The 14,019-nt window shown below is 61.8% G+C and carries 10 protein-coding genes (1 of these 10 running past the window's edge); 8 read left to right on the top strand and 2 right to left on the bottom strand.

The window, feature by feature from the left end; translation table 11 throughout:
- The first annotated feature begins 11 nt into the window (after positions 1 to 11).
- The 4 genes from ptsP (at position 12) to AC0JZ4_RS07985 (ending at position 5,717) form a co-directional block, all read left to right on the top strand.
- Positions 12 to 2,279, top strand: coding sequence for a phosphoenolpyruvate--protein phosphotransferase (gene ptsP / locus AC0JZ4_RS07970; protein ID WP_471887839.1), 2,268 nt, complete (start codon positions 12 to 14; stop codon positions 2,277 to 2,279).
- Between the two features lie 348 nt (positions 2,280 to 2,627).
- Positions 2,628 to 3,710, top strand: coding sequence for a peptide chain release factor 1 (gene prfA / locus AC0JZ4_RS07975; protein WP_471885851.1), 1,083 nt, complete (start codon positions 2,628 to 2,630; stop codon positions 3,708 to 3,710).
- Between the two features lie 7 nt (positions 3,711 to 3,717).
- Complete coding sequence (gene prmC / locus AC0JZ4_RS07980; protein ID WP_471885852.1) at positions 3,718 to 4,575, top strand: peptide chain release factor N(5)-glutamine methyltransferase; 858 nt, start codon at positions 3,718 to 3,720, stop codon at positions 4,573 to 4,575.
- Between the two features lie 302 nt (positions 4,576 to 4,877).
- On the top strand, positions 4,878 to 5,717 hold the full coding sequence (locus AC0JZ4_RS07985; protein ID WP_471885853.1) for a DUF4167 domain-containing protein: 840 nt from the start codon (positions 4,878 to 4,880) through the stop codon (positions 5,715 to 5,717).
- 112 nt (positions 5,718 to 5,829) lie between these two features.
- Here AC0JZ4_RS07985 and AC0JZ4_RS07990 read toward each other — a convergent pair whose 3' ends face one another.
- Positions 5,830 to 6,735: a LysR family transcriptional regulator gene (locus tag AC0JZ4_RS07990; RefSeq protein WP_471885854.1), complete on the bottom strand. Its 906-nt coding sequence runs from the start codon at positions 6,733 to 6,735 to the stop codon at positions 5,830 to 5,832.
- Between the two features lie 121 nt (positions 6,736 to 6,856).
- On the opposite strand from AC0JZ4_RS07990, the gene AC0JZ4_RS07995 reads away from it, so the two are divergent.
- From AC0JZ4_RS07995 to AC0JZ4_RS08010, 4 genes are all read left to right on the top strand, one after another.
- Positions 6,857 to 7,621, top strand: a complete 765-nt coding sequence (locus AC0JZ4_RS07995) for an SDR family oxidoreductase (protein WP_471885855.1) — start codon at positions 6,857 to 6,859, stop codon at positions 7,619 to 7,621.
- A 302-nt stretch (positions 7,622 to 7,923) separates the two neighbouring features.
- Positions 7,924 to 8,886, top strand: coding sequence for a class 1 fructose-bisphosphatase (locus AC0JZ4_RS08000; RefSeq protein WP_471885856.1), 963 nt, complete (start codon positions 7,924 to 7,926; stop codon positions 8,884 to 8,886).
- A 255-nt stretch (positions 8,887 to 9,141) separates the two neighbouring features.
- Entirely contained in the window at positions 9,142 to 11,742 is a 2,601-nt protein-coding gene (gene clpB / locus AC0JZ4_RS08005) for an ATP-dependent chaperone ClpB (protein ID WP_471885857.1), read from the top strand.
- 216 nt (positions 11,743 to 11,958) lie between these two features.
- Positions 11,959 to 12,867, top strand: a complete 909-nt coding sequence (locus AC0JZ4_RS08010; RefSeq protein WP_471885858.1) for a BRCT domain-containing protein — start codon at positions 11,959 to 11,961, stop codon at positions 12,865 to 12,867.
- Between the two features lie 113 nt (positions 12,868 to 12,980).
- Here AC0JZ4_RS08010 and AC0JZ4_RS08015 read toward each other — a convergent pair whose 3' ends face one another.
- A protein-coding gene (locus tag AC0JZ4_RS08015) for a M23 family metallopeptidase (RefSeq protein ID WP_471885859.1) crosses the window boundary here: on the bottom strand, positions 12,981 to 14,019 show its 3' portion. The gene runs 899 nt beyond the window's last position; only the last 1,039 of its 1,938 coding nucleotides appear in the window; the start codon falls outside the window, past its right edge — the gene reads right to left on this strand; its stop codon occupies positions 12,981 to 12,983.

The raw sequence follows: 14,019 nt of genomic DNA on the forward strand, positions 1-14,019 counted from the left end.
GCAATATGCCGATGAGAGACCTGTCGGCAGGTCCGCGCGTTCTGTTGAAGCGTCTGCGCGAACTGATGGCCGAGCCGCTGGATCCGCAGGAACGCCTGGACAGGATCGTGCGTCAGATCGCCAGCAACATGGTGGCGGAGGTCTGCTCCGTCTATGTGCTGCGCTCCGACGGCGTGCTCGAACTCTATGCGACCGAGGGCCTCAACAAGGAGGCCGTGCATACCTCGCAGCTGAAGATGGGGCAGGGCCTCGTCGGCACGATCGCGGCATCGGCCCAGCCGCTCAACCTTTCCGATGCGCAGGCGCATCCGGCCTTCCGCTACCTGCCGGAGACCGGCGAAGAAATCTACCACTCCTTCCTCGGCGTGCCGATCCTGCGGGCCGGGCGCACGCTTGGCGTTCTCGTCGTACAGAACAAGGCGAGCCGCAACTACCGCGAGGACGAGGTCGAGGCGCTCGAGACCACGGCGATGGTGATCGCCGAGATGATCGCCACCGGCGAGCTGAAGAAGATCACGGCACCTGGGCTGGAACTCGACCTGACGCGTGCCGTGACGATCGAGGCGAACGGCTATAACGAAGGCATCGGGCTTGGCCATGTGGTGCTGCACGAGCCGCGCATCGTCGTCACCAATCTTTTGAACGAGGATGCCGACAAGGAAATCGGGCGGCTGGCGGAGGCGCTGGGTTCTCTGCGCATCTCCATCGACGACATGCTGCAGCGCCGCGACGTGGCGCAGGAGGGCGAGCATCGCGAGGTGCTGGAGACCTACCGGATGTTTGCCCACGACCAGGGCTGGGTGCGCCGCATGGAAGAGGCCATCCACAACGGCCTGACGGCGGAAGCGGCGGTCGAGAAGGTGCAGAGCGACACCAAGGCGCGGATGATGCGCCTGACCGACCCCTATCTGCGGGAGCGGATGCATGATTTCGACGACCTGGCGAACCGGCTCTTACGCCAGCTGACCGGCTATTCCGGGCGCGGCTCGGACGAGGATTTCCCGTCCGACGCGATCATTCTGGCGCGCGCCATGGGGGCGGCCGAGCTGCTCGATTATCCGCGCAAGAGCCTGCGCGGCCTGGTGCTCGAAGATGGCGCGGTGACCAGCCATGTGGTGATCGTGGCGCGTGCCATGGGCATTCCGGTCGTCGGTCAGGCGACGGGGCTGGTGGCGCTTTCGGAAAACGGCGACCCGATCATCATCGATGGGGACGACGGGCAGGTGCATGTGCGGCCGATGCCGGATCTGCTCAATGCCTATGAGGAAAAGGTGCGCCTGCGCGCCCGCCGGCAGGAGCAGTTCCGGGCGCTGACCAGCGTCGAGCCGCTGACCAAGGATGGCCGGCACATCAGCCTCAACATGAATGCCGGCCTGCTGGTGGACCTACCGCAGCTTGCCGAATCCGGCGCGCAGGGGATCGGCCTGTTCCGCACCGAGTTGCAGTTCATGATCGCCTCGACCATGCCCAAACTCGAGGAGCAGGAGGCATTCTACCGCAACGTCATCAGGCAGGCCGGCGGGCGTCCGGTGACGTTCCGCACGCTCGATATCGGCGGCGACAAGGTGGTCTCCTATTTCCGCGCCCAGGAAGAGGAAAACCCGGCGCTGGGCTGGCGGGCAATCCGCCTGTCTCTCGACCGTCCGGGGCTTTTGCGAACGCAGTTGCGCGCCTTGCTGCGGGCGTCTGCCGGGTCGGAACTGAAGATGATGCTGCCGATGGTGACGGAAGTGTCGGAAGTCCGGGCGGTGCGCGACCTGTTGCAGCGGGAAGTGCAGTATCTTTCCAAGTTCGGCCATTCGCTGCCGCGCAAGCTACAGTTCGGCGCGATGCTGGAAGTGCCGTCGCTGATGTGGCAGCTCGACGAGCTGATGTCGGAAGTGGATTTCGTCTCGGTCGGATCGAACGATCTCTTCCAGTTTTCCATGGCGGTCGATCGCGGCAATGCGCGGGTCTCCGAACGCTTCGACAACCTGGGCAAGCCGTTTTTGCGCATCCTGCGCGATATCGCGCGAGCCGGCGAACGCAATCGCACGCCGGTGACGCTGTGCGGCGAGATGGCCGGCAAGCCGCTCTCCGCCATGGCGCTGATCGGCGTCGGCTTCCGCTCCGTCTCAATGGCGGCAACCTCGATCGGGCCGGTCAAGGCGATGCTGCTCGGGCTGGATGCCGGGCAGCTGGCCGACGAGCTTAACGCCGCACTCGACGACACGCATTCGCAGGAGCCGATCCGCGAACTGCTGATGCGGTTTGCCGAGACGAACAATATTCCGGTTTAGAGATATGGAGGGGGCTGATCCCCTCACCAACAAAATCCAGCACTTAGCTAACGCTAAGATGCTGATTGCCTTCGCGCGGCGTCGCGCTCAGGCCTTTGTTCGCTGAAATCGACTTTATCGATTTCTGGCCTTCAGCCACCGCTCCAAAGCCTCTCCCACAAGGGGAGAGGTAGGGCACCGAGGGCGCGGCGACGGTATCTCTCTCCCTTGCGGGAGAGAAAGCAATTTCGAAATCTTAGCGAAGCCAAGTCTCGGATTTTCTTGGTGAGGGGAATAGCCCCGGTAAACAAGGCTTTCCCTTCGCCCGTCAATGCTCTAGCAAGCAGAACAAAACGATGGAGTGACTGGGTGGCGAAGCTTCCTGTTGAAAAAATGCGCGAGCTGGAGCGCCGGTTCGGCGAGATCGAGGCGCGCATGTCGGAAGGGCCGGCCGCCGACGTCTATGTGAAGCTGGCGTCGGAATATTCCGAGCTGCAGCCGGTGGTGGCCAAGATCCGTGAATACGAGAGGACGCTTGCCGAAATCACCGACCTGAAGGCGATGCTGGCCGACAAGGGTACCGATCGCGAGATGCGGGAGCTTGCCGAGATGGAGCTGCCGGATGCCGAGGAGCGGATCGAGGGGCTGGAAAAGGACATGCAGATCCTGCTCCTGCCGAAGGACGCGGCCGACGAGAAGAGCGCGATCCTGGAAATCCGCGCCGGCACCGGCGGCAACGAGGCCGCGCTTTTTGCCGGCGACCTGTTTCGCATGTATGACCGCTATGCCAGCGGCCAGGGCTGGAAGGTGGAGGTGATTTCAGCCAGTGAGGGCGAGGCCGGCGGCTACAAGGAAATCATCGCCAACGTGACCGGCCGGGGCGTGTTTTCCAAGCTGAAATTCGAAAGCGGCGTGCACCGGGTGCAGCGCGTGCCCGATACCGAGACGCAGGGGCGTATCCACACCTCGGCGGCCACTGTCGCAGTGATGCCGGAGGCCGAGGAGATCGATATCGAGATCAGGCCGGAAGACATCCGCATCGACACGATGCGCGCTTCGGGCGCCGGCGGCCAGCACGTCAACACCACCGACAGTGCGGTGCGCATCACCCACCTGCCGACCGGCATCATCGTCGTCAGCGCTGAGAAATCGCAGCACCAGAACCGCGCCAAGGCGATGCAGGTTCTGCGCACGCGGCTCTACGACATGGAGCGGCAGAAGGCCGACAGCGAGCGTTCCGCCGACCGCAAGAGCCAGGTCGGCTCGGGCGACCGGTCGGAGCGCATCCGCACCTACAATTTTCCCCAGGGCCGCGTCACCGACCACCGCATCAACCTGACGCTCTACAAGCTCGACCGGATGATCGTCGGCGAGATCGACGAGATGGTCGATGCGCTGATCGCCGACTACCAGGCCGGCCAGCTGGCGCAGCTCGGCGACGTGCAGGGCTGAGCGGGCGATGATGACGCTGGGACAGGCGGTCGCCGATCTGAGAACCCGGTTTTCCACGGCCGGGCTTGCCGATGCGGCCATCGAGGCGCGGCTTTTGATCGGCGGATTGCTCGGTCTGTCGAATACGCAGGTTTTCGTCGGCGGCGATCGGGTTCTGACCGGTGATGAGGTGGCGCTGATCGAGGCTGCGGCCGTGCGGCGGCTGAAGCGGGAGCCGGTGCACCGGATACTGGGAAAGCGGGAGTTCCACGGACTGGAACTATCGCTTTCGCGCGAAACGCTGGAGCCGCGTCCCGATACGGAAGTGCTGGTCGACAGCATGATCGCATTTGCCGGCAGATTGGGCGCCGGGGATCTGCGGATCATCGACCTTGGAACAGGTACGGGGGCGATCATTCTCGCGCTGCTCAACGCCTTGCCGCAGGCGCGCGGCGTGGCGGTCGATATCTCGGCGGATGCGCTGGCAACGGCCAAGCGAAATGCGGAGCAACTGGGGCTGGCCGACCGGTTCGAGGCGGTCAAAAGTCACTGGTTTGACAAAATTGACGGGTGTTTCGACATAATCGTGTCAAATCCACCCTATATAAACAGCGATGTCATTCCCGCACTGGAGCCCGAGGTCCGTGATTTCGATCCTCCGGCAGCCTTGGACGGCGGGCCCGACGGATTATCCGCATACAGGGAGATTGCGCGCCATGCGGGCGCCCATCTGGCCGATGGCGGATATGTCGGTTTGGAAATCGGTTTCGATCAGCGACAGACAGTGACCGACCTTTTCGAAGAGGCCGGTTTCGAGCTTGTCGAGGCGAAGCGCGATTACGGCGACAATGATCGCGTATTGGTGTTCGCAAAAGCCGGCGTTTGATGTTGCAAAGCAAAAGAAAACGCTTGGAATTCCAAAGGAAGCGGGATAGCGTGAGCTTACGCATCGGGGCAGCTGGGAATGAACAGCGATTCGTTCGGGTTACGGGTCAACACTTGGACTGTGCTTTTTTCGAAGAGCCGACAAGGTTGAGCGATTCCGGTGCGTGAATCAGGTAATTTGACTTTGAAAGCGGCAGACCGCGTTAGTGGATCTGCGCGCAGCACGCGAAGTCTTGTTCCGGCTTTGACCGGCGAGCCGCGTAGCCCCTTATCAGCGAAGACAAGAGAGTTGGTGAACGATAGATGAGGCCAGGACAGCAGCAGAACAAGCGCGGTCGAGGACGTGGTAACAGCAATAACGGCGGCGGCGGTGGTGGTGGTAACAACAACTTCCAGCGCAAGGGCGGAAACCCGCTCAGCCGGTCCTACGACAGCTCCGGCCCGGACGTGAAAATTCGCGGTACTGCCCAGCACATCGCCGAAAAGTATTCGACGCTTGCGCGCGATGCGCAGAGCTCCGGCGACCGCGTCATGGCCGAGAACTACCTGCAGCACGCCGAGCATTACAACCGCATCATTGCCGCCGCACAGGCGCAAATGCAGGATCGCTTCCAGAACCAGGAGCGTGGCGACTTCCAGGACCGCGACGGCAACGCGATGGACCAGGACGATATCGACGGCGGTGACGGCGACGATCTGGGCTATGCACCGCAGCCGGTGCTGGAAGATCAGCAGCCGCAGCAACAGCCGCGCCGCGAACAGGCCGCCAGCCAGGAACAGCAGGCGCCGCGTGAAAACCGTCGCGACCGCAACGAACGTCGCGAGCGCCGTCCGGACCGGGCCGATCGTCCCGATCGCCAGGAGCGTCCTGACCGTGCCGAGCGTTCTGCCGACAAGGCACCGCAGGCGACCGAGGCTGCCGAGATTGCCGCTCCCGTCATCGAAGACGGTTCGGGGCCGCAGCCGGTGATCGAAGGTACGCCGATGGAAGTGGCCGTCGAGGAAGAAGCGCAGGGCGAAGCCGCTCCGCGCCGCCGCCGCGCCGCCGCAACCCGTCCCCGCCGCCAGCCGCGCAAGACCGCCGAAGGTGCAGAGGGCGAAGAAGCCGCCGCACCGGCACTTGTCGAGGTCGCAGGCGAGTAATTTTCGCAAGGCTCCGATTTGAATATGGAAAAACTCCGGTCTCTGGCCGGAGTTTTTTTGTGGTTTGGGGAAGGGGCGACAGGTCTGGTTTCCCAGAGCTTTTTCTTGATGGTTACGCCTGGACTTCCCAATAGGGCGGATCGCCGAAAGTTCTGCGCAGGTGATCGACAACCGCGCGCAGCTTGGCAGAGGAGTTGCGGCCTTCGGGATGCGCCATGTAGATGAATTCCTCCGCCGGCTGATGGTCGATGCTGATCTCCCGAAGCAGACCTTCACGCAGCGAGTGGCCGACGATGAAAGAAGGCAGAAGTGCAATGCCCAGTCCAGCTACGGCTGCATCGCGCATCATGTCGCCGTTGTTCATGCCGATGGCCTGGCGTGCGCGCACCACGACCGCGCCATTCGGTGTATCAAAGCGCCAGTCATCGACCCCACGATTGGTATAGAAGATTGCCCGGTGGGTATCGAGGTCAGCCAGCACCGACGGTACGCCATAGCGATGCAGATAGTCCGGCGAGGCGACCAGTATTCGGCGACTGCTGCACAGTTTCCAGACGATCAGGCGAGAATCGTCGATGGGACCGTGCCGGATGATGGCGTCATAACCTTCCGAGGACACGTCAACGCGACGATCGTCGAGATCGAGAATAAGCTCGATCTGCGGATTGGCTGCGAGAAAGGGGTAGAGCGCCGGCCCGAGATGCATGCGTCCGAGTGTGACGGGCACGGACAGGCGCAACGGTCCGGACAGTGTGCCGCGGCGCTCGGCCATTTCGGAAGCGCCTATCCTGAGCTCGTCGATGATGCGTCGCGAGCGCTCCAGGAATGCGGCGCCGTCTTCGGTGAGTGTGAGCTTGCGCGTCGTGCGGTGAAGCAGCGTGCCGCCGAGCGATCGCTCCAGTTCGACCAACCTTTCGCTTACGACGGATTTGGCGAGGCGCAGTCTGCGCGCGGCCTCGCTGACGGAACCCGCCTCCGCCACCGCGACGAAGGCCGCGATACCTTCTATCCTGATCACGTTCGGTCTTTCCGAATTCGAGTTCCGTTATTCGGAGGCTAATCCGAACGAACGGGAAATGCCATCTTCCCTTCAATTCCAGGCGACAGCCGTCGCCTCAACGAGATGAAGGAGAAGTGGAATGTCCCGATTGAACGGAAAAGTCGCCATCGTAACGGGCGCGAGTGCTGGCATCGGACGCGCAACGGCGACGCTTTTTGCAGCCGAAGGCGCGAAAGTCGTGGTTGGTGCGCGGCGTCAGGCCGAGCTGGACAGGCTGGTGGCGGAGATCAAGGATGCCGGAGGCGATGCCGTTGCCCTTTCGGGCGACGTTCGATCCGAAGACTACCACAGAGCGCTGGTTGCCACGGCAGTGGAGCACTATGGAAAGCTCGACATCGCTTTCAACAATGCCGGTATCATCGGTGAGGCTGGTCCGAGCACCGGCGTATCCGAGGCGGGCTTCACGGAGGCGCTGACCATCAATCTGACCGCCTCGTTTCTGGCGGCAAAGCATCAGATTGCCCGGATGGAAAAAGACGGCGGCGGGTCCGTGATCTTTACCTCGACATTCGTCGGCTACAGTTTCGCCTTTCCCGGCATTGCCGCCTATGCCGCGAGCAAGTCGGGCATTATCGGGCTGACGCAGGCGCTGGCGGCGGAGTTCGGACCAAAGGCCGTTCGCGTGAACGCGGTCCTGCCGGGGGCGGTGGATACCGACATGTATCGCGACGTGAACAACACGCCGGAAAAACAGGACGCCATTGCCGGCATGCATGCGCTGAAGCGCGTCGCCTCGCCGGAGGAGCTGGCGCTCTCTGCGCTTTACCTCGCCTCCGACGATTCCAGTTTCGTCACCGGAACTGCCATGCTTGTCGATGGCGGGGTGTCGATCACCCGCAGTTGAACCTTCCGGCCGGGTGTCGACGATGCGATCGGGGACAGGGGAGCCTGCGCCGCCATCCTCCGGGCCGGGCGGCGATCGGGCGGGGCGGGGCGGGATGTCGGATGCTCGCCATGTGGGGGCGGCTTTTTCCACCGATATCAAACGATTGAAATGCCGCGCTTCGATGTCGCCGCTTTTTCAAACGATTATAACAGCTTACCGCATTGCGAAAATTCGTTGTGCTTCCGCAAAAATACGCACTAGATAGGGACAGGCGGGGTCTGTGGCCGCCTTTCTTGATGTGTTGTTGCAGGGAGTGATCGATGACGACGTTCGAAGCCTATCTCGAAAGCCATAAGGGCTCTTCGCTGAGCGACGATCTGGTCGTGCTGTTGCGTGAGGTGGCGCAGGCGACGCGGGTGATTTCCGACCGGTTGCGGACCTCCTCGCTCGACGGGCTGACCGGCGCTGCCGGCAGCGTCAATGTGCAGGGCGAGGCGCAGAAGCCGCTCGATATCCTCTCCAACGAGATCATGCTGGAGGCCTGTCGCAAGGTGCCCTCGGTTTCGTTTGCGGTATCGGAAGAACTGGATAGCGAAGTCGCGATCCATGCGGACGGCAAATATGCGGTCATCTTCGATCCGCTCGACGGGTCTTCCAATCTCGACGTCAATGTCACGGTCGGCACGATCTTCTCGGTGATCGAGGCGAAGACGCCGGGCGAGATCCTGAAGAGTGGACGCAGCCAGCTGATCGCCGGCTATGCCGCCTACGGGCCGCAGACGACGCTGGTGCTGACGATCGGAAACGGCGTGCAGATGTTCACGCTGGATGCCGACGGCGCCTATGTGATGACGAATGCGGATGCGACGATCGTGGCGGACGCGCAGGAGTTCGCCATCAATTTCGCCCGCCGGTCCTCCTGGGACGATGCGGTGGCAAGCTACATCGAGGCTGCGATCGACAACGGCCACAACATGCGCTGGGTCGGCTCGATGGTGGCCGATACGCATCGCATCTTCAATCGCGGCGGCGTGTTTCTCTATCCGGCGGACCGCAACAAGCCTTCGGCCGGCGGGCGTCTTCGCCTGCTTTACGAGGCAAACCCGATCGGGCTTCTGGTCGAGGCCGCAGGCGGGGCGGCGATCATCGGCGATATCGACATTCTCGACGTCCAGCCGACCGGTCTGCACCAGCGCGTGCCGGTGATCTATGGGTCGAAGAACGAGATCACCAAGATCAGCGCCGGCTATGCCGCGCGGCTGAAGGATGCGGCTGCGGAGTGAGTTTTCGCCATCGATCTTCGACATCAGGCCGCCATCCGGGCGGCCTTTTTCGTCTGCTGATCGGGTCGTCAAGGGTGTATTCGATCGATGTCGATTTCGGCGCGCAGACGTCTTTAAACCGCTCAGATCGCTTACCATATCATGATCGACGCCGGGGATCGCGATCCGTGGCGCGGGCCTGCCTTTCCAAGGGGGCTCCATCTCAATCGTCGTTTCGTGCCGATGCGGGCGAGACGATTCCAGGAGGTAACGGTTATGAACATCGAAAAATACTCGGAGCGGGTGCGCGGTTTCCTGCAGTCCGCCCAGACTAAGGCCTTGTCCGACGGTCACCAGCAGTTCGCCCCCGAACATGTGCTGAAAGTGCTGCTCGACGACGATCAGGGCATGGCGTCGGCGCTGATCGAGCGTGCCGGCGGCAATGCCAAGGAAGCCAAGATCGCCAATGATGCGGCGCTTGCCAAGCTGCCCAAAGTCGCCGGCGGGGACGGCCAGATCTATCTTTCGCAGCCGCTGGCAAGGGTGTTTTCCACTGCCGAGGACGCGGCCAAGAAGGCTGGCGACACATTCGTCACCGTCGAACGGCTGCTGCTTGCGCTTCTGATCGAAAGCTCGGCTTCGACATCCGCCAGCCTGAAGAAGGCGGGGGTGACGGCGCAAGCGCTGAACCAGGTGATCAACGATCTGCGCAAGGGCCGCACGGCCGACAGCGCCAATGCCGAACAGGGGTTTGACGCGCTCAAAAAATATGCCCGCGACCTGACGGCGGATGCGCGCGAAGGCAAGCTCGACCCGGTGATCGGCCGCGACGACGAAATTCGCCGCACCATCCAGGTCCTGTCGCGCCGTACCAAGAACAATCCCGTGCTGATCGGTGAACCGGGCGTCGGCAAGACGGCGATCGCCGAGGGCCTGGCGCTGCGCATCGTCAACGGCGACGTGCCGGAAAGCCTGAAAGACAAGCAGTTGATGGCGCTCGACATGGGCGCGCTGATTGCCGGTGCGAAATATCGCGGCGAGTTCGAGGAGCGGCTGAAGGCCGTGCTCAACGAGGTGCAGTCGGAAAACGGCAACATCATCCTGTTCATCGACGAGATGCACACGCTGGTAGGTGCCGGCAAGGCTGATGGCGCCATGGACGCGTCGAACCTCCTGAAGCCCGCGCTTGCGCGTGGCGAGCTGCATTGCGTCGGCGCGACCACGCTCGACGAATACCGCAAGCATGTGGAAAAAGACCCGGCGCTCGCCCGCCGTTTCCAGCCGGTCGTGGTGGATGAGCCGACGGTCGAGGACACGATCTCGATCCTGCGCGGCCTGAAGGAAAAGTATGAGCAGCACCACAAGGTGCGCATCTCGGACTCGGCGCTGGTTGCGGCCGCGACCTTGTCGAACCGCTACATCACTGACCGGTTCTTGCCGGACAAGGCGATCGACCTGATGGATGAGGCGGCTTCGCGGCTGCGCATGCAGGTGGATTCCAAGCCGGAAGAACTGGACGAGCTCGACCGGCGCATCATGCAGTTGAAGATCGAGCGCGAAGCGCTGAAAAAGGAAACCGACAGTGCTTCCGCAGATCGTCTGGTGCGTCTGGAAAGCGAAGTGACGTCGCTGGAAGAGCAGGCGGATGCGCTGACCGCCCGCTGGCAGGCGGAAAAGCAGAAGTTAGGTCTTGCCGCCGACTTGAAGAAGGAACTCGACGACGCCCGCAACGAACTGGCGATCGCCCAGCGCAAGGGCGAGTTCCAGCGCGCCGGCGAGCTGACCTATGGCGTCATCCCGGATCTGGAAAAGCGTCTGGTCGAGGCCGAAGCGCAGGATACTTCCGCCAATGCCATGGTGCAGGAAGTGGTCGATCCGGATGCGATCGCGCATGTGGTGTCCCGCTGGACGGGCATTCCGGTCGACAAGATGCTGGAAGGCCAGCGCGAGAAGCTGCTTCGCATGGAAGACGAACTGGCTCTGTCGGTCGTCGGACAGGGCGATGCGGTTCAGGCCGTGTCACGCGCGGTTCGCCGTTCGCGGGCGGGTCTGCAGGACCCGAACCGGCCGATCGGCTCGTTCATCTTCCTCGGCCCGACAGGTGTGGGCAAGACGGAGCTTACCAAGTCGCTGGCGCGTTTCCTGTTCGACGACGAGAGCGCGATGGTGCGGCTCGACATGTCGGAATACATGGAAAAGCACTCCGTCTCGCGGCTGATCGGCGCGCCTCCGGGCTATGTCGGTTATGACGAAGGTGGCGCGCTGACCGAGGCGGTGCGGCGCAAGCCCTACCAGGTCGTGCTGTTCGACGAGATCGAGAAGGCGCATCCGGACGTGTTCAACGTTCTCCTGCAGGTGCTCGACGACGGGCGGCTGACGGACGGGCAGGGGCGTACGGTCGACTTCAAGAACACGATCATCATTATGACCTCGAACCTCGGTTCGCAGTTCCTGGTGCAGATGAATGACGGCGACGACAGTGACAGCGTGCGCGAGCTGGTGATGGAACAGGTGCGCGGCCATTTCCGGCCGGAGTTCCTGAACCGCGTCGACGAGATCATCCTCTTCCACCGCCTGAAGCGCGATGACATGGGGGCGATCGTCGATATCCAGCTGCAGCGGCTGCTGCAGCTTCTGGCCGATCGCAAGATCGAACTGGAGATGGACGAGGATGCCCGCGTGTGGCTGGCGAACAAGGGGTATGACCCGGTCTACGGCGCAAGGCCGTTGAAGCGGGTGATCCAGAAATTCGTTCAGGACCCGCTGGCGGAAGACATTCTGGGTGGAAAGATCCCGGATGGTTCGACCGTCAAGGTGACGTCGGGTTCCGACCGGCTGCTGTTCCGGGTGAAGGGCAGCATGAGCGAGGCGGCGTAAAGCGGTTTGGCTTGAAGTGAACGAGAGAAGGCCGCGCCGGGTGACTGGCGCGGCCTTTTTTATATCGGGCGCTCTGATCAGCCGAGTTTGTCTCAAGCGGGATAGCTTGAATTGCATAACCAGCTGTTATCCTATGGGGCAGGGCGCGTCGGTACTCGCATTGTGTGCGGTTAAGTCGGCCATGTTAAAGATACACTGGCCTTAAAAGGGGGCATTATGGGTAAGGCGAACAATTCGGGTAAAGCTGCACTTGGCCATGAAGGTGCGGCACTGGGCCGGATACATGCGAATTCCAACAACAGAAAGGCTTTAGGCTATTGGCTCGGTTTTCTTAACGGGGTGCTGGCGAGCGCGAACGTGGAGAGCACCGAGTTCGAACCGCTTAAGGTCGAAAGCGAAAAATTTCTTGCTCTTCTGCGCGACCCGGATGCTCATGAGCTCATTGAGGACATTCGGATGTGGAAGGACGAGCCAGGCGAGATCTATGAAATTATCGAGAATATAATCGCCATTCGTTCCCGTGACTTTGTAATCGAGGACGATAAGGATGAGATCAATGAATTGTACGGCTTTTGTGCTGGCATAGCGTGTGACAACAGCATCACCCCCGGCGAGGTCGAAAAGCTGCTTGACAGACTTGGGGGCTATTCAAGGATCCAAAGCGACAAGCGTGTTGTAAATCTTCGCAACGCCGCGCTCCGGTCGATTGCGGATGGCAGAATTACGCCGGAAGAATCCGACGACATTTGCACCTGGATCACACATCTGGTTGGCGACAGCGCGACCGACACCGGAATCGCGACCTTTGGTAATGTCGGTGTTATTGAGGGAGCTCTTCGAGACCACAATAGTATCGTCTTTGACGGGCAGATGTTTGTATTGACCGGGAAATTTACCCTTGGTCCTCGGAAGGCCATCTTCGGAATGATTTCCGATCGTGGTGGCGAATTCAAAAACAACGTCTGCAGAAACACGAATTATCTCTGCGTAGCGGCTGAAGCATCAAGGGATTGGCGACATAGTCACGAAGGAACAAAAATCATTCGGGCTATGGAATTAAGGGATGAAGGCAAAGGACCTCAACTTGTTCACGAAGGTTTATTGGCCCAAGCACTTTCCAGATAAGTCGATCCGTTTGAAAGTGTGAATACAAATCCATAGCTGAAATTGGATTGCAACTACAGATCAAGCCTCGACCATCATCCTTGTCAAAATGCAGATGATGGCGGCCTTGAATATCAGCGGCTGGCGACTTCGTCCGACGGCTGTTGGGTGTTGAGCAGGGTGTCGATGCGCTTGCGTTCTTCCTCGAAGCGGGCAAGGGCCTGGCCTTCGAGCGAGGAGCCACCCGGCAGGCGGACCTTCATCGGGTCGACCTTGGTGCCGTTGACGATCAGTTCGTAATGCAGGTGGGCGCCGGTCGACTGGCCGGTCGAGCCGACATAGCCGATGACCTGGCCCTGGGTCACTTTCGCACCGGCACGCACACCGCGGGCGATGGCGCTCTGGTGGTTGTAGGACGAGACATAGCCGTTGCCGTGGCGGATCAGTGTCTGGTTGCCGTAACCGCCGCTGTCCCAGCCGGCCTTCTCGACGATGCCGTTGCCGGCGGCGATGATCGGGGTGCCGCGCGGGGCGGCCCAGTCGGTGCCGGTATGCATCAGCGAGCGGCCGAGGATCGGGTGGGCGCGCATGCCGAAGCTCGAGGTCATGCGGGCATTGGGAACCGGATTGCGCAAGAGAAACTGGCGGATGCTGCGGCCGTTCTCGTCGAAATAGTCGATCGAGCCGTCGTCGCTGTTCTGGAACCGGTAGAAACGCGTGTCGTTGTCGCCGAAACGGGCATCGACATAGAGAAGTTCCGAACCGGCGCCGGCCTTGCCTTCCTTGTCCATGACGGAGAAGAAGGCCTCGATCGTATCGGTGGAGCGCAGCTGCCCCTGAAGGTCGACATTGCTGGCGAGCAATTTGACCAGAAGCGCCGTCATCTCGGTGTTCATGCCGTAGGAGAGGGCGGCGCGATAGATGCCGTCATAGACGCTCGGCAGGTCGCGGCCGGTCATGATCTGCGGCGGCTGGTCGCTGAAGGCGGAGGACAGAGCCGCCAGCATCGGCGGCTCCATGCCGTCGACGAAGCGGCCGCGATCGTCGAGCGCGATGGTCGCCTCATGGGCGCCCTTGCGATAGAGGCTGGCGCGCACGACCATGACCATCTGGCCCTGCTGGATGACGCCGATGCGGATGACATCGCCGGGGGCGACATTGGCATTGCCGATA

Source organism: [Rhizobium] kunmingense, assembly GCF_977018605.1.

Coding starts and splice junctions, on each gene's coding strand:
- AC0JZ4_RS07995 (WP_471885855.1), top strand. CDS start 6,857: ATGTCCCGATTGAACGGAAAAGTCGCCATCGTAACGGGCGCGAGTGCT.
- ptsP (WP_471887839.1), top strand. CDS start 12: ATGAGAGACCTGTCGGCAGGTCCGCGCGTTCTGTTGAAGCGTCTGCGC.
- prmC (WP_471885852.1), top strand. CDS start 3,718: ATGATGACGCTGGGACAGGCGGTCGCCGATCTGAGAACCCGGTTTTCC.
- clpB (WP_471885857.1), top strand. CDS start 9,142: ATGAACATCGAAAAATACTCGGAGCGGGTGCGCGGTTTCCTGCAGTCC.
- AC0JZ4_RS07985 (WP_471885853.1), top strand. CDS start 4,878: ATGAGGCCAGGACAGCAGCAGAACAAGCGCGGTCGAGGACGTGGTAAC.
- AC0JZ4_RS08000 (WP_471885856.1), top strand. CDS start 7,924: ATGACGACGTTCGAAGCCTATCTCGAAAGCCATAAGGGCTCTTCGCTG.
- AC0JZ4_RS08010 (WP_471885858.1), top strand. CDS start 11,959: ATGGGTAAGGCGAACAATTCGGGTAAAGCTGCACTTGGCCATGAAGGT.